Genomic DNA, 24,496 nt, shown 5'->3' on the forward strand with positions numbered 1-24,496 from the left:
GTTGAGCAGTCGATGATCTCAGGAGCTCTGAGCGGACTGGCGCTGGGCGGCTTTTACGCCACCATCGCCGTCTGCCTGACCTTGATGGCGCAGCTCATCCGGGTCGTGAACTTCGCCCAGCTCGCGTTGGCCATGTTCGGGACCTACACCGCAGTCACGCTGGCGGACCATGGAATGCCGGTCTTCCTGGCCGTGCTTCTCGGAGTGGTCGTCGCAACGGCGGCCTCCGGCATCCTCGGTGCGGTGCTTGCACACTGGATGCCGGAGGCGGACATCACGCACCGCTCCGCGGTCTCCATCGCAGCACTGCTCCTCACGTTGTCAGCGTCGTTCATCGCCTTCGGCACGAAGCCCAAGAACTTCGCGCCGCTCGTGCACGGTTCGGCGTTCGATTTCGGCGGGACGGTGGTCACGTGGATCGCCGTGGTGATGTGCCTGCTGGCGGTCGCGGCCGCGAGTGCTGCGCACCTGGTGCTGCGCAGGACGAATGCCGGAGTGCTGCTCCGGGCGCTGTCGGAGCGACCGTCGACAGCAGAGCTGCTGGGGGTCCCCGCCAGGTCTCTGACCGTCGTGGTGTGGTTGGCCACCGGCGTGGTGGCGGCGGTGGCGGTCGCCCTCGTCGCGCCGACCCAGACGAACGACCAGTACTCACTGACGATGCTCGTGGTGCCGTCCGCCGCCGCCGCGCTGGTCGGCGCCTTCCGGTCGACCTGGCTCTCAGTCGCGGGCGGTATCGGGCTCGGCATGCTGCAGGGCGCCCTCGCCCAGTCGAACCAGCTGTCGGTCCTCAAGTTCTGGATTCCGTTCGCGGTCATCCTCGTGCTCCTGCTGTGGAGCCAGAGAAAGGAGGCGTGGGATGTCGCCCGTTGATACCGGTCGCGCTGCGGCCGTCCAGGTGAGACGTGAGTCTCGCGACGCGCAGCCGGGCCGCAACCCGTTGGCGCGGCTCGTCGGCACCTTCGACTTCGGCCAGCACCCACTCATGCCGGCCGCATACGCAATAGTCGCACTGCTCCTCGCGATCGTGGCCAGTCGTGCACTCTCGCCGTACCTCCTTTTTCTGGGCATCACCGTGGTGGCGGCCGCCATCGCCCTGGTCGGCATCGGAGTCGTCTCGGGACGGGCCGGAATGATCTCCTTGTGCCAGCTCTCGTTCGCCGCGGTCGGCGCGGTCGTCGTGGCCCAGCTGAGCATCTGGCAGGCACCCGGCGGGCTCGTCGTGTGGATCGCCATCGGCGGCATGGCCTCGGGGCTCGTCGGCGTGGTCATCGGCCTCCCGGCCCTCCGGTTGCGCGGTGTCAACCTCGCCGTGGTCACTCTCGGTTTCGCAGCGGCAGTTCGACAGACCCTAGGGCTCACCCAGTTCCCGGGGACCAACGATGGGCACTTCATCAGTCGGCCGAGCGCGGCGGCATCCGACCCGGACTACTTCGTCCTGGCGGCCGCTTTCCTCATTGCCTCAGGGGTCCTGGTCGCCTATCTCGGGCGAACGCGCCTCGGTTCGAGCTGGCGCGCCGTGGCCTACTCCGAGCGAGGCACTGCGGCGGCCGGCGTCAACGTGCCCTTCGCCAAGACGTCGGCGTTCGGTCTCAGCGCGCTCTTGGCCGGGATCAGTGGCGGCGTGACCGCAGGACAGGTCGGGGTCCTCTACCCGAGCAGCTTCGAACCGACCGCATCGCTCGCGCTGTACGTCCTGGCGGTGGTGGTGGGCGCGCAGGCCGTCGTGGCAGCGGTGGTCGGTGGAGTGCTCTGGGTCGGCATTCCTGAACTGCTGCGCACCTGGGGCGTTCCGCAGGACTGGGCCCTGGTGGTGTTCGGGCTCGCCGGCATCCAGGCGGTCGCATCGGGCAACAGCCTCGGGGACAATCTGAGCCGGCTCCGTAGACGCCGAGCTCCAATGGCAACGCACCTGACCGAACGAGGATCCGCGACCGCAGCACCCGCGCAGACCACCGACTCCGAGGTGACCGCTGCACCCGCGACCGCGGCACCCGCGCAGACGGCAGCACCCGCGCAGACCACCGACTCCGAGGTGACTCGTCCGGCTCCCGCGATGCCGACCGGGCGGTCGGCGACGCATGGCCCGGCCTTGTCGGCTCGCGGCATCACCGTGCGATTCGGTGCGGTGACCGCCCTCGACGATGTCGACCTCGACATACCCACCGGCACGATCGTCGGGCTGATCGGCCCCAACGGAGCCGGGAAGTCGTCCATGGTCGATGTCCTCACCGGGTTCACCCATTCCGAGCGCGGAGTGGTCGAGCTCGGTGGCCGTGACGTGACCGGCCTGCGGCCGACGGCGCGGGCACGGGCAGGTCTGCGTCGAACGTTCCAGCAGGATCGCGTTCCGCCGGGCCTCCGGGTGGGCGCCTACGTGCGCATGGTCGCGCACGGGCGTCCTGATCGTGCGGCGATCGATGAGACGCTCGAGCACTTCGAGTGCCCGCCGGCGCATTCCCTCCTTTCCGACGTCGACCTGGCCACACGCCGCCTCGTGGAGGTGGCCGCGCACGTGTTGAGCGGTCCTCGGGTGCTCCTGCTCGACGAGCCCGCCGCGGGCCTGTCGCACGAGGAGCACATCCGCTTCGGGCGCCACCTCCAGGCGGTCCCCGAACGATTCGGCACGGCGGTCCTCCTGATCGAGCATGACCTGGACATGGTCCGATCGGTCTGCACGTCACTCGTCGTCCTCGACTTCGGACGCGTGATCGCTGCCGGGGCGCAAGACGTGGTCCTCAGTGACCCGAAAGTGATGCGGGCCTATCTCGGGGAGGATCCAACATGAGCGAGCTCACGCTGAAGCAGGTCTGCGTCGACCGGGCGGGTGGCCGCGTCGTCACCGACGTGTCCCTCACTGTCCGACGCGGTGAGGTGACGACCCTCATCGGCCCGAACGGAGCCGGGAAGACATCCCTGCTCGAGGCCGTGTCCGGACTGGTCGATGTCGCGCGGGGTTCCATCACCTGCGACGGCCAGGAGATCACCCGGCATGGCAAGGTCGGTCGACGGAAACTGGGGATCGTGCACGTCGAGCAGGGGCGGACAGTGTTCGGCTCACTGACGGTGACCGAGAACCTTCGCGTCGCCACGCGCTCGTCCGCAGACATCGAGCGCGCCTTCACGCTGTTCCCCGAGCTCCGGAAGCGTCATGACAGTGCGGCAACCCTGCTCTCCGGCGGAGAGCAGCAGATGCTCGTGCTCGCACGCGCGCTCGTCACCCGGCCCCGCTTCCTCCTGGTCGACGAGATGTCGCTGGGACTGGCCCCCGCGGTCTTCAGACGGCTCCTGCCGCTCGTGAAGGACTTCGCCGCGGACGGTATGGGTGTGTTGCTGGTCGAGCAGTTCGCACAGCTCGCTCTTGGAATCTCGACCGAGGCGGCCGTCATCACCGGAGGCCGGCTGACCTACCAGGGCCCGGCATCAGTTCTGCTGGAAGACCCCGAACGGCTCCAACGCACGTATCTGGGGACGGATCGTTGATCGGTTGCCACCCGCATTTCCCAAAGTAGACAAACGATCACTTATCGTAGTTGACGTTGGGCCGACAACAGTATCTTGATCGTGGGAACTTGTCTCACCGTGCAGGATTCTTGGCACGCAGGGAGCAAATTGCGCCAGATTGTGTCGCCGGTCACATCGAGGGTGCACCATCGAGTCGAGCAATCAGACCGGGAGGTTCCCATGACGGTGGATTCCGCGCCGCGCTCACGACATGGAGTCGAGAGCTACCTCACCTCGGACTTCCATGAGTGGCGAAGGCACGTTTCCGAGAGCTTCGTTCCGCTGGAGGTGCAGACCGACCGGCCCGGCGCCTTCCATGGGCAGCTGCGCGCCAAGCGCATCGACCGGCTCGCCATGTTCGACGTCCGCGTCAGCCAGCACTCGGTGATCAGAACCCCGGAACTGGTGGCGAGTTCGGGCCGGGACTACTACAAACTCTCGATGCAGCTACGCGGCAGCAGCTTGTTGCTCCAGGACGGCAAGGAAGCGCTGCTCACCCCCGGTGACATCGCCATCTACGACACGACGAGGCCGTACACCCTCGTATCGGACGACAACATGCGGCACATCGTCTTGATGTTCCCCCGCTCCTCGATCGACCTGACCACCACGGACCTGGGCGAGCTGACCGCGACCAGACTGCCGGCGAACCGTGCGATGTGCCAGGTGATCAGCCCGTTCCTGCTCCGCATGGCGAAGAACTTCGAGTCGCTGAACGGCGGCGCCGCGTTGCGGCTCGCACACACCACGATCGACCTGGTCACCACTTTGCTGGCGAACGAGCTCGACGTCAGGCTGGAAGGGACGAACGAGCCCCGGCGAAGGCTGCTGAACCAGATCAAGAACTTCATCGAGGCGAACCTCGACGACGAATCGCTCTCGCCACCTCAGATCGCCGCCGCGCACTACATCTCGGTGCGGCAGCTGCACCAGCTGTTCAGCGAGGAGGGCATGAGCGTGTCGTCCTGGATCCGCACGCGGCGCCTGGAGCATTGCCGTCGGATGCTTGTCGACCCGTTGCACGCAGGCCGGTCGGTGTCCGAGATCGGAGCGCGCTGGGGCCTGCCCGACGCTCCGCACTTCTCCCGCGTGTTCAAGATCGCCTACGGCGTCTCACCGCGTCACTTCCGTTCGGCGGGAATGCCGGCCACCTGACCGAAGCCACCTGACCGAAGCGCCAGGTGGCTCCGGCGGGAGCGCCAGGTGGCTCTGGCGGGCAGGCCGGTCTCAGCCGGCTTCCTCGGCCAGGATGAAGTCGGCGGCGCGCTCACCCACCAGGCAGGCAGGCGCATTGGTGTTGCCGCTGGTGATCCGGGGGAACACCGACGCGTCCGCGACGCGGAGCCCGCGCAACCCGTGGACCCGCAGGGTCGCGGGGTCGACCACCGCAGCGGGTCCGGTGCCCATGGCGCACGTGCCGGCTTGGTGGTGGTAGGTGATCACCGTTCTGCGCGCATAGTCGGCAAGCGCCTCGTCGGTCTCGACGTCAGGGCCGGGGTAGAGCTCCCGTGCACCCCATTCGGTGGCCAGAGCGGGCTGCTGACCGATCTCGCGGCACTTGCGCAGCGAGGCGACGAGCGTCTGGAGGTCTGTGTCCACGTCGAACACGTTGAGGTCGATGGCGATCGGGTCATCGGCGCCGGGTCCGGTCAGCGTGACCGAGCCGCGGCTCTCCGGCCGGACGAGGCCGGCCATGAGCGAGAAGCCCGAATCAGGGCCGCTCATCCATTCCTCGGAGTACATCGGCACGCTGAAGTTGATCGGCTGGGTGTCGGGAGAGTCCAGCCCCTCGCGGCTGCGCCAGAAATGATGGGTCTGGGCTGCCGCCAGACCGGGGGTCGGAGGACCGACGTCGCGCGTTGTCGTCTCGAAGATCGCGGGCGACAGCAGATGGTCCTGCAAGTTGCGTCCGACGCCCGGCAGGTCGAGGATCGTGTCAACACCCAGGTCCCGAAGCTCTGCGGCCGGCCCGATTCCGCTGCGCAACAGAACGCGCGGGGAGTCGAGGGCACCGGCGCACAGGACCGTCTCGGCGGCGTACGCCTCCATGGCGATGCCCTCCACGTCGGCCTCGAGGCCGACAACGGCCCCGTCCTCGACGATCAGCCGGTTGACGCGGGCATCGGTGACGATGTGGAGGTTGTTCCGGTCCCGTACGGACTTCAGGTACGCCTTGTAGGTGTTCCAGCGCTCGACCCCCCGGATGTTGAACTGCATCTTCGCGACGCCGTCCAGCGTGCCGCAGTTGTAATCCGGATTGACCGCGAGGCCCGCCTGCACCGAGGCGTCGATGATCGACTGCTGGACGGGATCCAGCTGGTAGCCGACGGTCACGTCGAGCAGCCCCGAAGTGCCACGAGCACCGGCCGACTGGCCGTCGTACGCCTCAATCCGGTCGTAGACCGGCGCCACATCGGCCCAGCCCCACCCACTCGCTCCCAGCTTCTCCCAGTGCGCGAAGTCCTCGGCGCAGCCCCGCACCCAGATCGCGGCGTTCAGCGCATGGGACCCGCCCAGCACCTTGCCGCGGGGAAGGTGGAGCAACCGGTTCGCCGCATTCTTCTGGGGCACGGTGTAGTAGCCCCAGTCCTGGGGGCTCAACCAGAGCTCGGCGAGGCGGAGGACATCGTGGATCGCAGGATTGGAATCCTCGCCACCGGCCTCGAGCAGGAGCACGTCACGTCCCGCGTCCACGAGCCGGCGGGCAAGGATGGCGCCCGCCGAGCCGGCTCCGACAACGATCACATCGGCCTGCAGCGTCATGGTGAGTCCTCCCGGTCAGGTCGTTTGGCTGAGCCCTGGTCGTTCGACCGAGCCTGCGCTCATTCTGGGAGCGCCCAGGAGGTGCCGGAAGAGCCACATTCGGACTGTTCGCACTACGCCAAGAGTCGTTCACGCCGGGCCAAGTCGACGACGACCATGCGCTTCGAGAATCGAGGTGGACATCGATCCTCGAGGTGCTGGCAGGCTGAGCCCATGACCCTGGACAAGAGCGAGCCGCCGCCGATCGACGAACTCGACTTTCAGTCGTTCGTGAGGTTCGCCCTCGACCGCGCCGGCCGGCTGGAGCCCCCGGTCGACACCGAAGCCGCCGCACTCGTCCTGGCCCTGCACCGTGCGGCGAGCACCGTCGTCTACGACCTCGAATCGTCCGTGCACAGACCGCGTGGCTGGAGCTGGGCCGGTTTCCGGTTGATGTTCGCTCTGTGGATCGTGGGCACGATGGACGCCAAGGACGCCGCCCGGATCGCGGGCATGAGCCGCCAGGCCGCGTCGAGCCAGGCCAACACCCTTGAGCGCGAAGGCCTGCTCCGCCGTACCAAGTCGCCGCACGACGGCCGCGCGGTCGCCTTCACCCTCACCGCAGCGGGGCAGAAGGCCATCGCGGACACCTACCACGAGCACAACGTCCGCGAACGCATGTGGGCGGAGCTCCTGACACCCGAAGAGCGCGCTGCCATCACCTCAGCTCTGGGCAAGCTGCTCGACTCGGCTCCGCACCTCGAGGTACGGCGCCGGGGCTGAGCCGCAACCACGCCCGCAAGACGGGCTGGTAGTGCCGCATGACCTTCGTGGCGAGTGCGGCGTAGGCGATGCCGACGGCGAGCGAGACGATCAGGGCCAGGAGCTGGTCATGGTTCTCGATCAGCGGATAGACCTGCCAGTGGACGAGGTAGATGTACAGGGAGCTGGCGGCCAGCGGACCGATGAGGCGGTTGAGGAGGCCTGGGCTCGGCAGCGCCGGTAGCCATATCAGCAGGGCCAGGCCGGTGATGATGAGGGTCTCCCGGACCAGTTCTCCGGGACCGAAGTAGCCGGGAATCGTGGTCACGGCGGCAGCGGTCACCAGCAGCCGCTGCCAGCGGGTGCCGGCCTTCGCCGCGGCCCAGCCGAGCGGGAACATCCAGAACGCGACGATCGCGGATGGCAGGTCCAGGAGGCTGCGGAAGCCGAGGAGGTCGAAGCGGGCGACCAGGCCGAGCAGCAGGAAGCCGAGGGCGAACCCGAACGGGAGGCGCCGCTCCGTCCGGTCCAGTGCCGGGATGCTCAGCCAGATGATCATGACGAGCAGGATGTAGGCGATGACTTCGACGAACCAGTAGTTGCTGTTGCGGCTGAGCGCGCTGTCCAGGAGCAGGGCGTCGGACAGGTGGTAGTCGGCGGTGACGGGCGCGATCAGCACGAGCCACGCGACGCTCGGCACGGCGATCCGGGTGAGCGCGCCCATCACATGCCGGCGGCGTTCGCGCCGACCGGCCGAGGTGAGGTGGAACCGCGCGAAGTTGAAGCCGGCGACCGCCAGCAGCAAATGCGCACCTCCTCGGATCGTGAAGATCCCGATGTGCGAACCGACGACGAGGACGATGCCGGCCGCGCGCAGCATGATGCCCGTCTCCACGGTCCGCCATCGTGGGCGGCCGACGGGCGGCCGCAGGTCGCGGATGCGCCGGCTGGGCCAGTCGGAGGGCAGGACACCCAGCGCCTCCTCCAGCTTCAGCGACATCTCCACATAGGACAGCGAGTCGCCACCCAGGCTGACGAAGCTGCAGTCGGCGGTGACGTCGGAACGGTCCAGAATCTCGGCGTACAGGCGGCACAGATCCGTGGCCGACACCGGCTCGGGCCGTGCCAGCCGGCGAACGGCCTCGTAGTCGGGCTTGCCCGTGCGGAGCCTGGGCAACTCGGTCACGACATGAACGCCGATCGCCCGGGCGGGCAGCCCGCATTCGGACGCCACCAGCCGTCGGATGCTCCCGGCTTTCACGTCACCGGTGACCGCCACGACCAGTCCTTCGTCGTCGCCGGTGCAGCAGGAGGTCAGGCCGTGGCGCGCGAGCGCCGCCTCGACGCGCTGGGGATCGATCCGAAGCCCGTAGACCTTCACGAATCGGCTGAGCCGCCCCACGACCTCGTACAGCCCCGCCGGGCTGAGCCGGGCGACGTCGCCGGTGCGCAACTCCTCCACCGTCCGGCCCAGCGCCAGGCAGGAGGGGTTCTCGGCGTATCCGAGCATGACGTTCGGCCCGGAGTACACCAGTTCGCCGGTGTCGGGGTCTGGCCAGTCCGGTACTGGTTCGAGCCGGAAGGAACCGCCGGGAATGGGGATGCCCACCGCGTGGGGATGGGAGACCGCGAGGTCCGGCGGCAGGTAGGCCATGCGGGCGGTCGCCTCGGTCTGGCCGTACATGACGATCAGGTCCCACCCGAGCCGGCGGCCCAGCGCCGCGTAGCGGGTCACGCGGTCGGCGGGCAGCCTGCCACCCGCCTGGGTGACGTACCGCAGGTGGGGAAGGTGCATGTCGGCAAAACCGGCTCGGTCAAGCAGGTCGAAGGTGTAAGGGACGCCCGCGAACGTCGTGCCCCGCGCCTTGCGGAACAGGTCCCAGAGTCCGGTGTCGGTCACCGACAGTTCGGTGAGGATCAGTCCGGCGCCGCGCAGGAGATGGCTGTTGATGACCGACAGGCCGTAGCAGTAGGACATGGGCAGGGTCGTGGCGGCGCGGTCACCGTCGTGGATGCCCAGATAGTTGGCGATGGCCGCCGCGTTCGCCTGCAGGTTCTCGTGTGACAGGCGGACGAGTTTCGGCGAGCCGGTGGAGCCGGAGGTGCTCAGCAGCAGCGCGAGGTCTGGATGCAGTGTGTGCGCGGAGACCTGGCGACGTTCGTCGAGGGCGCCATCGGGGGACGCCACGATGTCGGGGTCGTAGCTGTCGATCAGTGACCGCACTGATTCGGGACGGTCGTGGGGGACCAGCAGCAGGGGATGCCCGCCCGCCAGCGCCGCCAGGTAGACGACGAGCGCGTCGACGGTGTTGGCGCCGGCCAGCAGGACCAGGCGCCGTTCGGATCCCAGGCGCTGGACGGTCTCGGCCACCCGGGCGGCGAGTTCGCGGTAGGACAGTGCGCCGCCGGCGGTGATGACCGCGGTCCGGTCGGCGTGATCGGCCAGATCACAGGCGAAGAGGACCGCCTTGTGGCCCGGCTGGGGGTTGCTCACGCGGCGTATCTTAAGTAAGGCTAACCTATCTGCCAAGATGATTGAAGGACATATCCCTAGGATGATCATGCGATACCCGCTGGCCCGTTTCGCTTCCGTATCCGTTTTGATGGTCGTCCTGCTGCCGCTCGGAACGGCGTGCGGCATCTTCGGTTCGGACGCCGGTCTGATCATCTACTCCGGCCGTAACGAGGCATTGGTCAAGCCGTTGCTGGAGAAGCTGGAGAAGGCCGTCGACACCAAGGTCGAGGTCCGCTACGGCTCCAGCTCTGAGCTGTCGGCGCAGCTTCTGGAGGAGGGCGACAAGACCAAGGCCGACCTGTTCCTGTCCCAGGACGCCGGAGCGCTCGGAGCCCTGGCCAAGCAGGGACGGCTGGACAAGCTGCCCCAGCCGTCGCTCGACAAGGTGGCCGCGTCGTTCCGCTCCAGTTCTGGCGACTGGGTCGGCCTCTCCGGCCGCGTCCGGGTACTGGCCTATGACCCCAGGCAGATCACTCGGCCGCCGAACAGCGTGTTCGACCTGGTCAAGCCGGAGTGGAAAGGCAAGGTCGGCTATGCGCCGACCAACGCCTCCTTCCAGGCGTTCGTCACCGGCATGCGGGTCCTCAAGGGCGACGAGGCCACCCGGGAGTGGCTCAAGGGCCTCAAGGCCAACGGGGTGAAGGCCTACGACGACAACCTCGCCCTGCTGGACGCCGTCGACAAGGGGCAGGTCCCGCTCGGCCTGCTCAACCACTACTACTGGTACGAGAAGGTCGCAGAGAAGGGCGCGAACAACGTCACCGCCAAGCTCCACTACCTGCCCGGCGGTGACCCCGGCGCGTTGATCAACGTGGCGGGCGTGGGCGTGCTCAAGGGCGCCAAGCACCACGCGGCGGCGCTCAAGGCCGTCGACTTCCTGCTCGGCAAGGACGCCCAGACCTACTTCTCCGACAAGACCAAGGAGTACCCGCTGGCCTCAGGCGTCCAGAGCACGGTTCCGGGCCTGCCGCCGCTGGAGTCCCTCAAGGCCCCCGCCGTCGACCTCGGCAAGCTCGACTCTCTGCAGCAGACTCTGGCGATGCTGCGTGAAGCCGGGATGGTCTGACCTGGCATGAGCACGCCCCGTGCCCCTTGGGGGCTGCTCGGACCGGCGTGCCTGGCCGGGGCCTTCGCCCTGCTGCCGCTCGGCTACCTTGCCGTGCGCTCGCTGGAGCGGGGGCCCGGCTTCGCCTGGGGGGTGGTCGCGACTGAGGGCACCGGCCTGCTGCTGGCCCGCAGCCTGGCCCTGGCCGTCGTGGTCGTGGCGGCCTGCCTGGTCCTGGGCATCTCCCTGGCCTGGCTGACCATGCGCACGGCGCTGCCCGGGGCCGGTGTCTGGTCGGTGGTGGCGACCGTGCCGCTGGCCGTGCCCAGTTACGTGGCGGCCTTCGCCTGGCTGTCGGCGATGCCGGAACTGGCGGGTTTCACCGGCTCGGCGATCGCGCTGACCTTGGTCAGCTATCCGTACGTCTACCTTCCGGTCGCCGCCGCCCTGCGCGGGACCGACCCCGCGCACGAGGAGGTGTCCAGATCCCTTGGCGTCGGGCCGGTCCGGACGTTCCTCCGCGTCACTTTGCCGCAGTTGCGTCCGGCCGCGGCCGGCGGCGCGTTGCTGGTGGCGCTGTACGTACTGTCGGACTTCGGCGCGGTGTCGCTGATGCGCTACGACACGTTCACCCGTGGCATCTACACCTCCTACCGGGCCAGCTTCGACCGCACTCCGGCCGCCGCACTGAGCATCGTCCTGGTGGTGATGACCGTCGTCCTCGTCGCCCTGGAGACGCGCACCCGAGGGCGTCGCGGGCACTCCAGGACGGGAACCGGCACGGCTCGCCCGATCGTCCCCGCGACGCTCGGGCGAATGGCGATCCCCGCGCTGGCCTGGTGTGCCGCCGTCATCACCGCCGCGGTCGTTTTCCCTCTGGCCACGCTCGGCTACTGGCTCACGGTCGGGAATTCCGACACCTGGGATCCCGCTGGGTTGCTGAACACAGCGGGCGTAACGCTCACCGTGGCCGCTCTCGGCGCGGCCCTCACCACCGTGCTCGCGCTGCCCGTCGGTGTGGTCGCCGCCCGCTACCGAGGACGGACCGCCGACCTGCTGGAACATGCCGCCTATGCCGGGCACGCCCTCCCTGGGATCACGGTGGCCCTCGCGATGGTCTTCTTCGCCGTTCGCTACGCCTACCCTCTCTACCAGGAGCTACCGCTGCTGGTGTGCGCCTATGCGGTGCTGTTCCTGCCGGTCGCGGTGGCCGCCACCCGCGCCGCCGTCCTCCAAGCCCCACCCGTGTTGGAGGACGTCGCCCGATCCCTTGGCCGGAGTCCGCTGAGGGTCCTGCGAGAGGTGACCGTGCCGCTGGCCGCCCCCGGTGTGGCGGGCGGTGCCGCCTTGACCTTCGTGGTCTGCATGAAGGAACTGCCGGCGACCTTGCTGCTGCGTCCCACCGGCATGGACACCCTCGCCACCCGGCTGTGGACGGAGACCGGCGTCGGATCCTACGCCGACGCCGCACCGTACGCCGCCGTGCTGATCCTGCTCGCCGCCGTCCCCTCGTACCTCCTTGGAAGGCGCACATGACCGACCTGCGGATCGAGGGCCTGACCATGGGATACGGTCCGGACACGACCGTGCTGCACGGGATCGACCTCACCGTCCCCAGCGGGTCACTGGCAGCCGTGCTCGGCCCCTCGGGCTGCGGCAAGACCACCCTGCTCCGCGTCATCGCCGGGTTCCTGCGCGCCCGCGCCGGGACCGTCACCGTCGGCGGACGCACTCTCACCGGCCCCGGAACGCACGTTCCCCCCGAACGCCGTCGCATCGGCATCGTCCCCCAGGAGGGCGCGCTCTTCCCACACCTGAGCGTGGCCGCCAACGTGGCGTTCGGCGTCACCGACCGAACCACCCGCCGTCGGCGCACCGAGGAGATGCTCGAACTCGTGGGCCTGGCCGGCTACGGCGACCGGATGCCCCACGAACTGTCCGGTGGGCAGCAGCAGCGCGTTGCCCTGGCCCGCGCTCTGGCCCCCGAACCTGCACTGGTCCTGCTCGACGAACCGTTCAACGCCCTCGACAGCGCACTGCGGGCCGGGGTGCGCGCCGACGTCCGCGCCGCCCTCCACGCCATCGGGGCCACCGCCCTCCTGGTCACCCACGACCAGCAGGAAGCCCTCTCCACCGCCGACCTCGTCGCCGTCGTCCGCGACGGACGCATCGCCCAGTGCGGCACCCCCCAGGACGTCTACAACCATCCGGCCGACCCTTGGACAGCCGGCTTCGTCGGCGACGCCGTCCTGCTCCCCGCCACCGTCGTGAACGGCACGGCCACCACGGCCCTCGGCACCGTGGAGATCCGCACGCCCACCGGCGCGACCGCCGAAACCCCGCGCCAGGGCACCGTCTTGCTCCGGCCCGAACAACTCCGCCTCACCGATCCCGGCGAGAGCACGCCCTCCGGCAAGGTGACCGACGTCCGCTACTTCGGCCACGACGCCATGGTGACCGTCACCGTCGACGGTCTGGACGTCCCCGTCAACATCCGGATCACCGACCACGTCGCCCCGCACCTCGGCGACCGCATCGGTGTTCGCGCCACCGGCCAGGCCACCCTCCACCCCTGACCCACCGCACCCCGCCATCTCCTTGAACGCGGCCAGCCTGTCGCCGCAGTCGTTGCGGCGGCCTCATCGCCTACGCCTGATCCGTACGGTCGCGCGCCTCCGTGGGCGTGTGGCCGAACCGGGCGCGGAAGAGGCGGGCGAAATGCGCCTGGCTGGAGAAACCCCATCGGTAGGCGATGTCGGCGATGGTGGTTCCGGTGGCGGCGGGAGCGGTCAGATCGTCATAGGCGCGCTGGAGGCGGCGTTCGAGGATGTGCTTGGACGGCGTGGTGCCGGACGATTCGAAGATCCGGCCCAGATGCCGGACCGAGACGCTCATGACGCCTGCGACCTGCCCGACGGTGAGGTTCGGGTCGTGCAGGTGCCGCTCGATGTGGTCCGTGGCGATGATCAGTTGGGTCTGGTAGGCGGGCGGCGCGGGACGGCCGCCGGACCGTTCCGCGGCCAGCAGCCCCAGCACGTCGAGAACGTCCCGCCCGGTGCCGTTTCCCCCGGTCAGCAGGGAACGGAGCGCCCCGACCAGCTCGCCCTCGTGGGCGGTGGCACGGCCGAACAGCATCGGCGCGGGAACGCCGCCGGTCACGCACTCCCGGACGAACAGATCCCGGGGTATGTCGACCAGGAACTGCCGCATCGACGACGAGAAGCCGAACAGGTACGGCAGCCGGGTCTCGTACAGGACGAGGTCGCCTGCGGTGGCCGCCAGGCAGCCGTGCTCGTGCAGGAAGACCGCGTCGCCTTTGAGCAGGAGGGTGGCGAACACCGAGTCCTTGGGAGCGGACCTGGCGACCTTCGGCGACCGCTCTATGGCGTGCGCGTTGCCGCTGATGTCAGCGAGGCGCACATCGTCGAGCTGGAAGTTGGTCTCCCGGGCCAGCAGGCCCCGCTCCGAATAGGAGGTGCACGACAGGCCGACCAGGGCCTTGCGGTTGTACTCCTCCCAGTAGTCGATGCGGTCGCGGGGGTCGACGGCCTCGGTGGAGGCCTGGGAGATCACGGGCAGAGCGGGTGCTGACATGGGCTGCTCCTCCCGTTCTGGGCGATTCCCTGAAGCCTAGTGCCCAGTGACGCTGATCACACCGTCAGATAGCCTCCGTCCACTGGCAGCACGGCCCCGGTCACGTACGACGCGGCGGGCGAGCACAGGAACGCCACCACGGCGGCGATCTCTCGCGGCTTGCCGTAGCGGCGGGCCGGGATGCGCGCCAGGACCGCCGCGGCGGCGTGCGGGTCGTCGAGCAGGCCGCGCGCCAGCGGGGTCACGATGAAGCCGGGGGCGACCGCGTTCACCCTGATCCCGTCCCCGGCGTATTCGGCCGCCAGCGACCGGGTGAGCTGGGAGATCCCGCCCTTGCTCGCGCTGTAGGCAGGCCGGTCCCGGCTGCCGGTGAACGCGAACATCGACGACACGTTCACGATCGCGCCGCCGTCCCGGACGAGCGCGGGCCGCGCGGCCTGGCAGGCGACCATGGTGGCGGTGAGGTTGACCTCCAGGACCCGCCGCCAAGGGTCCAGGTCGTACTCGTCGCGGTCGTGGCTGATTCCGGCGCAGTTCACCAGGGCGTCCAGCCGGCCGGCGGCGTTGATCAGCCGGGTGAGGCCGGCGCCGTCCAGCACGTCGTGCTCGACGACCGCCACCCGCGGGTGGTCCGGAAGTTCGGCTTGGTCGGACGGGCGCAAGCCCAGCGCGGTCACCTCGGCGCCAAGCTCGGCGAACAGCGTCGCAGTGGCGGCGCCGATCCCGGACGTGCCGCCGGTGACGAACACCGCCCTGCCCTCGAACAGCCGGTCGGCGAAACCCTCGCTCATAGGCATGGTCATGGACGCACCAGCACCTTGATCTCCTTCTTGGCGTTCAGCAGCGCCTGGAAGCCGTCGTGGACGACGTCGGCAAGTGGAATGGTCGAGGTCACGATGGCGGTGAGGTCCAGGCCCTCCTCGGCCACGAGCCTGATCAGCTCGGGGTACACGTCGCGATACCCAACGCTCGCGATGATCGACTTCTCGTCGTTGACCAGCGCGAAGGTGTCGATCGCGGCAGTGCCGCCGAGGCCCAGCAGGACGACCCCGCCGCCGCGCCGGGTGGCCGCCAGGCTGTCGTGCAGCGTCCGCTCCGCGCCGACGGCCTCGAACACGATGTCCGCGCCCTCCCCTTCGCGCAGCAGAGCGGAGTCGTCCACCACGCGGTCGGCGCCGAGCCGCAGGGCCACCTCACGGCGCGCCGGGGACGGGTCGGCGGCGACGACGCGGCGCGCGCCGTACCGGACGGCGAGCCGGACGACGAGCAGCCCGATCGGCCCGAGACCGGCGACCGCGACCGTGTCGCCCTCCGCGAGCCCGGACCGGCGCAGCGCGTGCAGCGCGACCGCGGCGGGCTCGAAAACGGCGGCCTGCTCCAGCGAGACCTCGGGCGGAAGCCGGTGCAGCATGTACGCGGGCACCACGGCGCGTTCGGCCAGGCCACCGTCGCCCATCAGCCCGGCGAAACCGAAGTGGCGGCACAGGTTGTACTCGCCCGCAAGGCAGCGCGGGCATGTGCCGCAACGGTAATGCGGCTCGACCGCCACGCGATCGCCGGGCCCGACGCCGGTGACGTCCGGGGCGACCTCGATGACCGTGCCGCAGAACTCGTGGCCGAGGATCAGCGGCGCCGTCCGGCCCGACTCGGGGTGCGGCGCGCCCACCGGGATCGCGTGCGGGCCGTCGGCGTATTCGTGCAGGTCGCTCCCGCAGATCCCGCAATACGCGACGGCGATCGCCGCCTCCCCGGGGCCCGGCTCGCCCGGCGGAACGTCCGAAACACGCACGTCCCGCGCGCCGTGCCAGATCGCCGCCCTCATCGTCAGCGGAAGAGGGAGTCGACGTAGTCCGCGCCGAGCCCGACGTTCTCGTAGTGCTCGCGGCACATCGCGATGTAGTCGTGGACGTCGAAGTAGCCGGTGACGTCGCCGTCCTCGTCGAGCCAGATGAGCGGGCCCTTGACGATGAACAGCGTTTTCATCGGCTCGTCGCTCTCGTAGGCGACCAGGGTGTGGCCCTCGCCGGGCGCCTCGTAGACGAAGTCGCCCGCGGTCGCCGTCCACGGCCGCTCCAGGTAGCCCCACTTGCCAGAGATCGTGTAGGCGAACACCTCGTGCGGGTGGTAGTGCCGGTTGACGAGCCCGGCCTCCTTTGACCGCAAGATGTCGGACCAGCTGTTGTCCTTGACGTTGATCCACAACGGCCGGGACCCGACCGTCTCGGTGAACGGCACGTAGTAGCGGTCGTCGTCGGTGGCGACCTTGGACAGATACACCTCGGGCAGCGCGTCGGGCTTGGCCGAGTTCTCAATCGGCTTGAGGTCCTTCCAGAACTCCGAGCCGGGTTCTTCAGGCATGTGTCCTTCTCCTCACGAACGCGTTCTCCTCACGAACGCGTTTCGGAGAGTGAACCTCGCCTGGTCACGGCTGTCTTTCCCGTGAGAGACCTTCTGGTTTGCAGATTCCGGACATGGCGGTCCGAGGCCTGGCGGCGCGGAGGCTGATCAGCCTGTCTGCGGTGCGGGACGGGCGCTCCAACCCAGCCAGAGTCGCCGTCACTTTTAGTAAAACTAATCACACTATGAGGCCTACTCCATCCGCCTCATGGCGCATGGAGTTCAGCATCGGCGTTGGCAGTAATCAGATGAAATGTGGCGGCCAATCGGATGGTATCGCTATGCCAGATCCGTGATGATCAGGACAGTCCGTCAGTCGGGTCGCCCACCACACGCTCGCCGCCGACGCAATGCCAGATGGGCGACGGGTGCGTATGCCCGCTTGCCCGCGCGCACAACCGAAACGAATCCGAACGCCTAACAGACGTCACAGTCCATTCATCGGGAAAGGTGAAGCATGTCGAAAAAGGACGGTACGGAACGGTGGGTGCTCGCTTTCGACGCGTCGTGCGGCACGTGTCGGGACATCTCCCACGCGGTGGGTGAAGCCTGCGCCGGTCGGCTGGAAATCCTCCCCCTGACCCACCAGGACGTGCATCAATGGCGCACACACGTCTTCGGTGACAACCCGGCGCTCGCTCCGACCCTTCTGCGGATCCGCGACGAGGCGCGCGACGTGCGGGCATGGGCCTCACACCGCATGGCCGTCCCGCTGATCCGCCACCTGGGCCTGCGGACGACCGTGCGCGTGCTCACCGCACTGGGCCGCCTGCGAGCACAAGCCGGCCAGCCCAAGGTCGCCGGCGCGCAGTCGCCACGCCCGGGAATGAACCGTAAGCAGTTTCTCGGTCTGGGTGTAGCGGTCGCCGGTGGTGTACTGCTCGGGAAGACGCCCGCGTTCGCACAGGAAAGCCAGACCTCCGCCAAGGCATGGGTCACGGCCAACAGGGACCGCCTGCCGCAGACATACCAAGCGTTCGGGGAATACCAGATCCATTTCCGACGCGAGATCTTCCGCGCTCTGCCGGCACCCACTCGGGCCAGCCTGTGGCGCGAACACATCAAAAACTACCGCGACACGCACAGGTCACTGACGGGTGCCCAGGACCAGGCGCTCAAGCACGTCGAGCGCTTCATCGCCCACGACTCGGTCTTCGACCTGACCGGCCCCGAACCTGACACCTCGGACCTGCGCAAGACTGTCACCGACGCCTTCAGTGAGACCGAGGCGGCACTCCTGCTGGACGACCTGGGACCGAACGCCAAACTCTCCAACGCAAAAAGTTCGGCCGCTGATTGCCACTGCAACATGACAGATGACTATTGCGAATTTCCGTACCGATGCAAAAACTGGACGGGCTGCGCATACTCAGAAAGAGGCTGCGGTTCATTTTGGCTTAAGCCATGTGACGGATACTGCGGGTGATGGCGGTTGGGTGGGGGGACGAGCTGGTGGTGTGGGCGTATGTCGGTGGCATGGCCAGGTATGCCCAGGGTGGTGGAGTAGGCGAGCAGGTTGCGTTTCAGCTCCGGTGTGCGGGATCTCCTACGACGAAAGCGGTCCGACCAGTCTCGTCCAGCCGTCGGTGACTCGTCCCGCGACGGTCCTTTGGCCTTGCCGGTCTCACGGTTGATGCCGCTTTGCCGTACGTCGGCACACGATCGGATTCACCCGTGGTCGGTCTGGCGCCTGACGGGAGTGCGGTGCAGGTGGTCGGCGACGGCTGCGCCGGCGTCAGTGGCGATGTCGATGTGGTGGCCGGTAAGGCGACCATCGGTCAGGGCCAGGCGCATGCCGTTGGCCGAAGGCAGGACTCGGGTGGGCAGGTTGCGGCGGTCGAGGTCGCGTTGCCAGCCAGACGGCATGGGCGATGCGGTCCTCGAACGTGGAGTAGGCGGCGTCGTAGTGATGGATGACCACCTCGGCAGGACGTAGCGCGGCGGCTATGACGGGGACGTCGCGGGTTTCCAGGTGGCGGGCCGCGGCCCGTTCCGGTGAGGAATCCAGCAACAACGCCAATCTGGGCGTCCGCCGCTGCATGCTGGAACGCGTGATCGACTGATTCCGCCGCCTGCGCGGCCCCTAGAGGTCCGCGCCCGACATCCACCAGCCGTTCCTGCCTGGAGGCGAGGCCGACGCCAGAAGGAATCACGAGTTGCCTCCGACATGGCACAGTGGTCGCTGCGCACGGCAGAGGCAGCCCTCCTATCAGGGGCGGAAGGCAGCGGGGCTTCTGCCTGCATGGCGTAACCCTCAGTCTCGCTAGTGGGGTGACCATGAACGTTCACCGGGTCGGTCGCCCTCTGCCACATGGCTGCCACGTCCGGAGTGCTCGGCAATTTCCAGTTCGATGAAGGCGTCGATCATCGCCCGCCATACCGCCTCGGCGACCGCGGGGGTCAGCCCTGCCGACACGGCGCGCTGACGTGCCATCGCGATCACCTTCTCCACCCGAGCGGGGGCGCGAACCGCCTGCTCATCAGCCTTGAACGCTGCGGCCGCTCGTACCAGGGACTGCCGGTCGGCCAGCAGGCGGATCAGGTCGGCATCGATGTCGTCGATGCGAGCACGGACTTCTGAGAGCGATTCCGGATCAGCCATGTCCTGATCATTCCATCGCGCCCGGCCGATCCTGCTCGTACCTGCCCCCAGCTTGTCTCAACCCGGTGAACGTGAGTGGTCACCCCACTGGCTACCGGGCCAGGCGGGCTGCTCAAGCCGGACCGTGACACCCCAAGACAGCAGCTGAGGGGAAACCGTCGACGTATCCGGCGCTGAACCGCCGGCCCAGTTCAATCTGTCGGGAGGTAGCGGCAGCTTGGCGACGTCGACGACCTCGTACTCCCAGTGCTCGATCTATTTGGTGGGCACTGACATGGGGGGATCCTTGTGTCGATTTCCCGAAGTCGCCTGCACAAGATGTCCCGTGCAGGTGTGCACGGCTGAGCGGTATCGGTCGGCGCCGACTGTTTCAGGCTCTGGTCGTTGCCTGCTTGGGGCTGTCGGCGTGGCGCTTGTCGCGGGCGTAGATGATGGCCGCTTTCCCGTCACCGGGGGTGCGTCGGTCCAGTTCGAACAGGGTGGTGGCGGCGAACAGGTCGCTGAGCTTGGTGTGGCCGTAGGTGCGGGAGTCGAAGTCGGGGCGTTGCTTGGTGATGATGTGGCCCACCGATGCCAGGCGGGCCCAGCCGTCGTCGTCGGAGGCCGCCTCGACGGCGTGGCGGAGCAGGTTGACCAGGGCGGTGTCGCTCTTCAGCTTGGCCGTAGAGGTCTGCGGGGCGGGCTTGGCCTCCACGGGGGCGGTGGCGCTCTGCAGGTTCTCGATGTAGATGAACTTGTCGCACGCCGCGACGAACGGCTTGGGGGTTTTGCGTTCACCGAACCCGTACACGGTCAGGCCGGACTCGCGGATGCGGGCCGCCAGGCGGGTGAAGTCGCTGTCGCTGGAGACGATGCAGAACCCGTCGAAGCGCTCTGAGTACAGCAGGTCCATCGCGTCGATGACCATGGCGGCGTCGGTGGCGTTCTTGCCGATGGTGTAGGCGAACTGCTGGATCGGCTGGATCGACTGGGAGAGCAGCTGGTCCTTCCAGCCCTTCAGCTGCGTGCCGGTCCAATCGCCGTAGGCGCGCTTGACGTGGGCGGTCCCGTACTTGGCGACCTCCGCCAGCAGCTCCTCCACCGCCGTCGGCTTGGCGTTGTCGGCGTCGATCAGCACCGCCAGTTTCGCGGTGTTCTCTCCGGCGCTTTCTGCGGTCATGCGCTATCGCTCCAGGTGGATGTCACAGCAGGATCTGGCAGGGACGGCACCGGCGGCTGTCCACAGAGCCGATCTCCGCTCGGTTGAAATCCCGGGACGCCTTGGCGTCGTGGTCGTGCAGCATTATCAGCGCTTCTCATCCGAGTGGCCAGCAGACGCAGGAGCCGGCGCCCTGGTAGTCGACGTGAAGGCCAGTGTGGGCGCCAGCGATGCAGGTACAGGCTCAACATCGCCCAGGCCACGTGCAGCAGAAGACTCCTGGGAGCGACTTGAGCCTCTGACCTGCGAACGGGCGTCCCCACACTGCATGACCGGGATCGCTCGTTCCGCGAGGACTCCGGGCCTGCGGTTGCGCGTCGGCGAGTGACCGCACTGCCGTTGGTGACTTTGTCATGGGGACCCTCATGGCTCCCGGGGCTGGCCTAAGCCGCCATCTACATGACTCGTACTTGATCGAGAATGAGCACCCAGCGGCCTGTGTCTTCGCCGATGTCGAATATGGCGGTCAGGTCGCTCCATGTTCCGTTGAGAGGCAGATCGAACTCGACGTGCGGGAGCATGTCGTCGTCGCGCAAGATCTCTGCGATTCCGGGACGCTGGCCATCGGCCGTGTCAGGGGACGTGACCCGCATGAGTCGACCGTTCGGATCAGCCTCCCAGGATCCATAGTTGGCGATCCATGTCCGCAGTTCCTCGGGAGTGAACCTGTACTCGGGGTTCGAATTCACGGTCGGTGACGTCGCGGCCCGCGCGGGCGTGGCCGATACCAGCGTCTACCGCCGGTGGGGCACCCTGGAGGCCCTGCTCACCGACGTGGCGCTCACGCGCCTGAACGCGCAGTCGCCGATGCCCGACACCGGGAGCCTGGCTGGTGACCTGCACGCCTACGCGGCCCAGGTGGCGCGCGAGATCACGGGACCCGACGGCCTGGCGGTGCTGCGCCTGACCGTCGCCCTGTCGAACAGGGGCGAACGGGGTCTGCGGGCGCGTGACGACTTTCTCGCCGAGCGCACCCGGTTCGTGCAGGCCATGCTCGACCGCGCCGGCGAACGCGGCGAGCATCCACCCGACGTGCTGGGCGTGCTCGACCACATCATGGCCCCGATGTACATCCGCGTCCTGTTCGGCGCGGGCCCGCTCACCCCGGACTACATCGCCGGGCTGGTCGACCGGTTGCTGGGGCAGGCCTGATCTCTGCCTTTGGCAGAGACGCGGATCGGCCGGGCATGCCGCCGTCATCGAGCCGCATCGTCGATCAACGGCCAGGGCCTGTTCCTCGGCGGTGGTCAGGAGGATTCGGGCGTTATCGACCTAGCGGATCGCGGTCTTGGGGTCGAGCCCGAAGACCGCGCGGCGCGGCTTCCGTCGGTGCAGCCATCCCGGTCCGGCCGGACGATCATGATCGTTACCGCGCTCCGGGGGCTGTGTCTCTACTTGTTGGTGAGGTGCACGCCGACGAGCTTGACGAGAAACCGGTCGATCTGATCGTCCAGTGGCGGTAGCGCCAGGCCCGGTTCGTTCACCCGGATGGACACGGCTCCGTGCACGGCCGCACGCAGGTCGAGCGCGACCGTGGCGGCATCATCGGCGGGCGCGAGGCCGGCGTCCATGCACCGCTGTACGGCGGCGGTGGTGCCCGCCGCCAGTCCCTCTTTGAACGCCAGATGCGTCCGCTGGTTCAGGGTGCTTTCGTGCAGCACCTTGTACAGGCCCGGGTGGTCGCGGACCCATGCGCCGAGGAACAGCAGGCGCGCGCGTAGCCGGGCCACCGGGTCGCCCTCGGCCGACTCGGCCCGGTCCAGGTCCCGTACGAGGTCGCGGGTGCACTGCTCCAGGGCGGCGAAGACCAGGGCGTCCCGGTCGGCGAAGTGGATGTAGACCGAGGTCGCTGCTATGCCGACCTCGCGCGCGACGGCGCGCAGGGACAGCGCCTCATCGTCCCTCAGCTCGTCCAGCATCCGCACAGTGGCGTCGATGATGTCGCGGCGAAGCCGTTCGCCCTTGCCGCGCGGGTTGCGGTCCCGCGTCGGCGAGGGCGAGGAAGTCGAATCCATGATCCGTATTGTAGGACAACAAACGTTGCCCTACAGTCGTAGCCCTACAGCTGTTCACTTAGGGAGATCTCATGGATTCGAGGCTGGAGAGCAACAAGCGGACCGTCCTGGACTTCTACGAGGCAGGCCTGAACCAGAAGGACTTCGCCGCCGCCGCCAAGCTCATCGGCGACCGGTACGTCCAACACAACCCCCGCATCGCGGACGGGATCGAGGGCCTCGAAGCCTTCCTCGGCCAGTTGCGGACGGATTTCCCCGCACTGCGCGCCGAGGTCAAGAAGCTCTTCGCCGACGGCGACTTCGTCATCGCGCACGTGCACGGCGTACGCGTGCCCGGACAGCTCGGCACGGCGATCGTCGACATCTTCCGGCTCGACGAGCACAGCAAGCTCGTCGAGCACTGGGACGTCATGCAGCCGATCCCGGAGACCGCCGAGAACCAGAACGGGATGTTCTAGCCGTGACCACCGCAACCGGCCCCACGCGCCCCTCCGCCAGTGCCGCCCCACCCGACCCCCGGCGCTGGTGGGCGCTGGCCACGGTCGCCACCGCCCAGCTCATGGTCGGCATCGACTTGACGATCATGAACATCGCGCTGCCCTCCGTGCAGCGCTCCCTCCAGCTGTCCGACCCGGACCGCCAGTGGGTGATCACGCTCTTCGCCCTGTGCTACGGCGGCCTGCTGCTGCTCGGCGGGCGGCTGTCGGACCTGATCGGCCGCAGGCGCGTCCTGCTCGCCGGGCTGATCGGGTTCGCCGCCGCCTCGGCGCTCGGCGGCGCCGCCACCGGCCCAGCGATGCTGCTCACCGGCCGTGCCCTGCAGGGCGTGTGCGGCGCGCTGCTCACCCCGGCCGTGCTGGCGACCCTCGCCGCCGCCTTCCCCTCGCCCGCCGAGCGCGGCAAGGCGTTCGGCGTCTACGGCACCGTCATGGGCAGTTCCTCCGGTCTGGGCGTGCTGCTGGGCGGGGTGCTCACCGACTACCTCGACTGGCGCTGGTCCATGTACGTGAACCTGCCCGTCGCGGCCCTGGCCGCGGCCGGGGTGCTCTACGCCGTACGCCCCGCGCCCCGCACCGCCGGCGTCCGCATCGACATCACCGGGGCCGTCCTCGCCACCGCCGGACTGATGGCCTTGGTCTTCGGGTTCGCCCGCTCCGAACCCGACGGGTGGGACGCGCCGATCACGTTCGGCCCGCTGATCGCCGGACTGGTGGCACTGGCCGCGTTCGTCTGGGTCCAGACCCGCGCCAAGAACCCTCTGCTGCCGCTGCGGGTCGTCCTGGACCGCCGCCGCGGCGGCTCGTACCTGGCGGTTCTCAGCCTGGCGACGGGCATGTTCGCCGCGCTGTTCTTCCTCACGTTCTACATGCAGAACGTGCTCGGCTACACACCGATCCAGACGGGCCTGGGCTTCCTTCCCCTCACCGCCGGCCTCATGGTCGGCGTGCGAGCGGTCAGCCCGCTGCTGGCCCGCGCCCCGGTCCGGTCGCTGCTGAGCCCCGGGCTCCTGACGATCGCGGCCGGGCTCGCCCTGCTCGGTCTCCTGCGGGTCGACAGCGACTACTGGCTGCACGTCCTGCCGGTATTCCTGCTGGTGGGGCTCGGTACGGGGTGGGTGCTGGTCACCGCCAACAGCACCGCCACCCTCGGCGCGGGCGCCGACAGCTCCGTAGCCGGAGCCATGGTCATGACCTCGCAGCAGGTCGGCGCCTCCCTGGGCACCGCGCTGCTCAGCACGATCGCCGCGACGGCCGCTGCCCGGCACCATCACCTGCCCGCCGAGGCCACCGTCCATGGCTTCAACGTGGCCGGCCTGGGGGCGGCCGGGTTCCTGTGCCTGGCCGCCCTCGCGGTCTTCGTCATCACCGGTCCGGGCAGGCCACAGCCCTAGCCCGCTTCCGGTCGGCCCGCGAGGAACCCGCGACTACCTGCTTCAAAAGCGGCTTCGAGGTCAAGCTCGGCGGTGGTCGCCCCCTCGGTTGCGGGGCCCGGGGTGGTGGTGAGGTCGGCGTCGGTGTCGCCTCAACTGCACCAGCCAGGTGCCGCTGCGTTGTGTCGGCCCGCGATGGGCTGGGCGCGGTTAGTGCTCGGCGCGCCGGGGAGAGTGCCACTGGGGGTTCAGCTC

General features: G+C 68.6%; 23 protein-coding genes. 12 read left to right on the forward strand and 11 right to left on the reverse strand.

Translation table 11 applies throughout. From position 1 onward, the window contains the following. Positions 1 to 12: 12 nt before the first annotated feature. The 4 genes from ACH34W_RS30010 to ACH34W_RS30025 all read left to right on the forward strand — a co-directional run bounded on the left by ACH34W_RS30010 (position 13) and on the right by ACH34W_RS30025 (position 4,656). Positions 13 to 870 (forward strand): branched-chain amino acid ABC transporter permease, encoded by an 858-nt coding sequence (locus ACH34W_RS30010; RefSeq protein ID WP_395964476.1) that lies wholly within the window; start codon positions 13 to 15, stop codon positions 868 to 870. Further along, positions 857 to 2,785 carry an ATP-binding cassette domain-containing protein gene (locus tag ACH34W_RS30015; RefSeq protein WP_395964477.1) on the forward strand — a complete coding sequence of 643 codons (1,929 nt, stop codon included), beginning with the start codon at positions 857 to 859 and terminating at the stop codon, positions 2,783 to 2,785. Before ACH34W_RS30010 ends, ACH34W_RS30015 begins: the two co-directional genes overlap by 14 nt. Beyond that, positions 2,782 to 3,480: an ABC transporter ATP-binding protein gene (locus tag ACH34W_RS30020; RefSeq protein ID WP_395964478.1), complete on the forward strand. Its 699-nt coding sequence runs from the start codon at positions 2,782 to 2,784 to the stop codon at positions 3,478 to 3,480. The genes ACH34W_RS30015 and ACH34W_RS30020 overlap by 4 nt, the downstream gene beginning before the upstream one ends. A 201-nt stretch (positions 3,481 to 3,681) precedes the next feature. After that, complete coding sequence (locus ACH34W_RS30025) at positions 3,682 to 4,656, forward strand: helix-turn-helix domain-containing protein (RefSeq protein ID WP_395964479.1); 975 nt, start codon at positions 3,682 to 3,684, stop codon at positions 4,654 to 4,656. 72 nt (positions 4,657 to 4,728) lie between these two features. Here ACH34W_RS30025 and ACH34W_RS30030 read toward each other — a convergent pair whose 3' ends face one another. Next, entirely contained in the window at positions 4,729 to 6,264 is a 1,536-nt protein-coding gene (locus tag ACH34W_RS30030; RefSeq protein ID WP_395964480.1) for a GMC family oxidoreductase, read from the reverse strand. A 213-nt stretch (positions 6,265 to 6,477) separates the two neighbouring features. Here ACH34W_RS30030 and ACH34W_RS30035 point away from each other — a divergent pair, with 213 nt between their 5' ends. Then, positions 6,478 to 7,026, forward strand: coding sequence for a MarR family winged helix-turn-helix transcriptional regulator (locus ACH34W_RS30035; RefSeq protein WP_395964481.1), 549 nt, complete (start codon positions 6,478 to 6,480; stop codon positions 7,024 to 7,026). Here ACH34W_RS30035 and ACH34W_RS30040 read toward each other — a convergent pair. Further along, complete coding sequence (locus ACH34W_RS30040; protein ID WP_395964482.1) at positions 6,962 to 9,499, reverse strand: AMP-binding protein; 2,538 nt, start codon at positions 9,497 to 9,499, stop codon at positions 6,962 to 6,964. The genes ACH34W_RS30035 and ACH34W_RS30040 overlap by 65 nt on opposite strands. A 67-nt stretch (positions 9,500 to 9,566) precedes the next feature. Between ACH34W_RS30040 and ACH34W_RS30045 the strand changes: the two genes are divergently transcribed. Genes ACH34W_RS30045 through ACH34W_RS30055 form a run of 3 tightly spaced genes read left to right on the forward strand, consistent with a single transcriptional unit; the run spans position 9,567 to position 13,141 of the window. Then, positions 9,567 to 10,586 carry an iron ABC transporter substrate-binding protein gene (locus tag ACH34W_RS30045; protein WP_395964483.1) on the forward strand — a complete coding sequence of 340 codons (1,020 nt, stop codon included), beginning with the start codon at positions 9,567 to 9,569 and terminating at the stop codon, positions 10,584 to 10,586. A gap of 6 nt (positions 10,587 to 10,592) precedes the next feature. Continuing rightward, on the forward strand, positions 10,593 to 12,101 hold the full coding sequence (locus ACH34W_RS30050; protein ID WP_395964484.1) for an ABC transporter permease: 1,509 nt from the start codon (positions 10,593 to 10,595) through the stop codon (positions 12,099 to 12,101). After that, positions 12,098 to 13,141, forward strand: coding sequence for an ABC transporter ATP-binding protein (locus tag ACH34W_RS30055; RefSeq protein WP_395964485.1), 1,044 nt, complete (start codon positions 12,098 to 12,100; stop codon positions 13,139 to 13,141). Before ACH34W_RS30050 ends, ACH34W_RS30055 begins: the two co-directional genes overlap by 4 nt. A 70-nt stretch (positions 13,142 to 13,211) precedes the next feature. On the opposite strand, the gene ACH34W_RS30060 is transcribed toward ACH34W_RS30055, so the two are convergent. The 4 genes from ACH34W_RS30060 to ACH34W_RS30075 are packed head-to-tail and all read right to left on the reverse strand — an operon-like array spanning position 13,212 to position 16,517. Then, complete coding sequence (locus ACH34W_RS30060) at positions 13,212 to 14,159, reverse strand: helix-turn-helix domain-containing protein (RefSeq protein ID WP_395964486.1); 948 nt, start codon at positions 14,157 to 14,159, stop codon at positions 13,212 to 13,214. 56 nt (positions 14,160 to 14,215) lie between these two features. Beyond that, complete coding sequence (locus tag ACH34W_RS30065) at positions 14,216 to 14,962, reverse strand: SDR family NAD(P)-dependent oxidoreductase (RefSeq protein ID WP_395964487.1); 747 nt, start codon at positions 14,960 to 14,962, stop codon at positions 14,216 to 14,218. Beyond that, complete coding sequence (locus tag ACH34W_RS30070; RefSeq protein ID WP_395964488.1) at positions 14,959 to 15,981, reverse strand: 2,3-butanediol dehydrogenase; 1,023 nt, start codon at positions 15,979 to 15,981, stop codon at positions 14,959 to 14,961. The genes ACH34W_RS30065 and ACH34W_RS30070 overlap by 4 nt, the downstream gene beginning before the upstream one ends. 2 nt (positions 15,982 to 15,983) lie before the next feature. Beyond that, the gene (locus ACH34W_RS30075; RefSeq protein WP_395964489.1) at positions 15,984 to 16,517 is read right to left on the reverse strand and encodes a 2,4'-dihydroxyacetophenone dioxygenase family protein; all 534 of its coding nucleotides are present in this window, start codon (positions 16,515 to 16,517) and stop codon (positions 15,984 to 15,986) included. A gap of 496 nt (positions 16,518 to 17,013) precedes the next feature. Here ACH34W_RS30075 and ACH34W_RS30080 point away from each other — a divergent pair, with 496 nt between their 5' ends. Continuing rightward, entirely contained in the window at positions 17,014 to 17,982 is a 969-nt protein-coding gene (locus ACH34W_RS30080; protein ID WP_395964490.1) for a bacteriocin fulvocin C-related protein, read from the forward strand. 242 nt (positions 17,983 to 18,224) lie between these two features. Here the strand turns inward: ACH34W_RS30080 and ACH34W_RS30085 are convergent, their stop codons facing one another. The 4 genes from ACH34W_RS30085 to ACH34W_RS30100 form a co-directional block, all read right to left on the reverse strand. Next, on the reverse strand, positions 18,225 to 18,422 hold the full coding sequence (locus tag ACH34W_RS30085; protein ID WP_395964491.1) for a hypothetical protein: 198 nt from the start codon (positions 18,420 to 18,422) through the stop codon (positions 18,225 to 18,227). Positions 18,423 to 18,819: 397 nt separating this feature from the next. Beyond that, on the reverse strand, positions 18,820 to 19,158 hold the full coding sequence (locus ACH34W_RS30090; RefSeq protein ID WP_395964492.1) for a chorismate mutase: 339 nt from the start codon (positions 19,156 to 19,158) through the stop codon (positions 18,820 to 18,822). Between the two features lie 370 nt (positions 19,159 to 19,528). Further along, entirely contained in the window at positions 19,529 to 20,317 is a 789-nt protein-coding gene (locus tag ACH34W_RS30095) for an NYN domain-containing protein (RefSeq protein ID WP_395964493.1), read from the reverse strand. Positions 20,318 to 20,751: 434 nt separating this feature from the next. Next, positions 20,752 to 20,949 carry a hypothetical protein gene (locus ACH34W_RS30100; protein WP_395964494.1) on the reverse strand — a complete coding sequence of 66 codons (198 nt, stop codon included), beginning with the start codon at positions 20,947 to 20,949 and terminating at the stop codon, positions 20,752 to 20,754. Positions 20,950 to 20,986: 37 nt separating this feature from the next. Between ACH34W_RS30100 and ACH34W_RS30105 the strand changes: the two genes are divergently transcribed. Next, on the forward strand, positions 20,987 to 21,508 hold the full coding sequence (locus tag ACH34W_RS30105) for a TetR-like C-terminal domain-containing protein (protein ID WP_395964495.1): 522 nt from the start codon (positions 20,987 to 20,989) through the stop codon (positions 21,506 to 21,508). A 239-nt stretch (positions 21,509 to 21,747) separates the two neighbouring features. On the opposite strand, the gene ACH34W_RS30110 is transcribed toward ACH34W_RS30105, so the two are convergent. Beyond that, on the reverse strand, positions 21,748 to 22,371 hold the full coding sequence (locus ACH34W_RS30110) for a TetR/AcrR family transcriptional regulator (RefSeq protein WP_395964496.1): 624 nt from the start codon (positions 22,369 to 22,371) through the stop codon (positions 21,748 to 21,750). Between the two features lie 71 nt (positions 22,372 to 22,442). Here ACH34W_RS30110 and ACH34W_RS30115 point away from each other — a divergent pair, with 71 nt between their 5' ends. Both ACH34W_RS30115 and ACH34W_RS30120 read left to right on the forward strand, forming a co-directional pair. Then, a complete protein-coding gene (locus ACH34W_RS30115; RefSeq protein ID WP_395964497.1) occupies positions 22,443 to 22,829 on the forward strand; it encodes an ester cyclase in 387 nt (128 codons plus the stop codon). 2 nt (positions 22,830 to 22,831) lie between these two features. Further along, the gene (locus ACH34W_RS30120) at positions 22,832 to 24,262 is read left to right on the forward strand and encodes an MFS transporter (protein WP_395964498.1); all 1,431 of its coding nucleotides are present in this window, start codon (positions 22,832 to 22,834) and stop codon (positions 24,260 to 24,262) included. The last annotated feature ends 234 nt before the right edge of the window (positions 24,263 to 24,496 follow it).

Origin of the sequence: Actinomadura sp. 6N118 (assembly GCF_044326415.1) — a bacterium.
Lineage (GTDB): Bacteria > Actinomycetota > Actinomycetes > Streptosporangiales > Streptosporangiaceae > Spirillospora.

Coding starts and splice junctions, on each gene's coding strand:
- ACH34W_RS30010 (WP_395964476.1), top strand. CDS start 13: ATGATCTCAGGAGCTCTGAGCGGACTGGCGCTGGGCGGCTTTTACGCC.
- ACH34W_RS30015 (WP_395964477.1), top strand. CDS start 857: ATGTCGCCCGTTGATACCGGTCGCGCTGCGGCCGTCCAGGTGAGACGT.
- ACH34W_RS30020 (WP_395964478.1), top strand. CDS start 2,782: ATGAGCGAGCTCACGCTGAAGCAGGTCTGCGTCGACCGGGCGGGTGGC.
- ACH34W_RS30025 (WP_395964479.1), top strand. CDS start 3,682: ATGACGGTGGATTCCGCGCCGCGCTCACGACATGGAGTCGAGAGCTAC.
- ACH34W_RS30030 (WP_395964480.1), bottom strand. CDS start 6,264: ATGACGCTGCAGGCCGATGTGATCGTTGTCGGAGCCGGCTCGGCGGGC.
- ACH34W_RS30035 (WP_395964481.1), top strand. CDS start 6,478: ATGACCCTGGACAAGAGCGAGCCGCCGCCGATCGACGAACTCGACTTT.
- ACH34W_RS30045 (WP_395964483.1), top strand. CDS start 9,567: ATGCGATACCCGCTGGCCCGTTTCGCTTCCGTATCCGTTTTGATGGTC.
- ACH34W_RS30050 (WP_395964484.1), top strand. CDS start 10,593: ATGAGCACGCCCCGTGCCCCTTGGGGGCTGCTCGGACCGGCGTGCCTG.
- ACH34W_RS30055 (WP_395964485.1), top strand. CDS start 12,098: ATGACCGACCTGCGGATCGAGGGCCTGACCATGGGATACGGTCCGGAC.
- ACH34W_RS30060 (WP_395964486.1), bottom strand. CDS start 14,159: ATGTCAGCACCCGCTCTGCCCGTGATCTCCCAGGCCTCCACCGAGGCC.
- ACH34W_RS30065 (WP_395964487.1), bottom strand. CDS start 14,962: ATGACCATGCCTATGAGCGAGGGTTTCGCCGACCGGCTGTTCGAGGGC.
- ACH34W_RS30070 (WP_395964488.1), bottom strand. CDS start 15,981: ATGAGGGCGGCGATCTGGCACGGCGCGCGGGACGTGCGTGTTTCGGAC.
- ACH34W_RS30075 (WP_395964489.1), bottom strand. CDS start 16,517: ATGCCTGAAGAACCCGGCTCGGAGTTCTGGAAGGACCTCAAGCCGATT.
- ACH34W_RS30080 (WP_395964490.1), top strand. CDS start 17,014: ATGTCGAAAAAGGACGGTACGGAACGGTGGGTGCTCGCTTTCGACGCG.
- ACH34W_RS30085 (WP_395964491.1), bottom strand. CDS start 18,422: ATGCCGTCTGGCTGGCAACGCGACCTCGACCGCCGCAACCTGCCCACC.
- ACH34W_RS30090 (WP_395964492.1), bottom strand. CDS start 19,158: ATGGCTGATCCGGAATCGCTCTCAGAAGTCCGTGCTCGCATCGACGAC.
- ACH34W_RS30095 (WP_395964493.1), bottom strand. CDS start 20,317: ATGACCGCAGAAAGCGCCGGAGAGAACACCGCGAAACTGGCGGTGCTG.
- ACH34W_RS30100 (WP_395964494.1), bottom strand. CDS start 20,949: ATGCGGGTCACGTCCCCTGACACGGCCGATGGCCAGCGTCCCGGAATC.
- ACH34W_RS30110 (WP_395964496.1), bottom strand. CDS start 22,371: ATGGATTCGACTTCCTCGCCCTCGCCGACGCGGGACCGCAACCCGCGC.
- ACH34W_RS30115 (WP_395964497.1), top strand. CDS start 22,443: ATGGATTCGAGGCTGGAGAGCAACAAGCGGACCGTCCTGGACTTCTAC.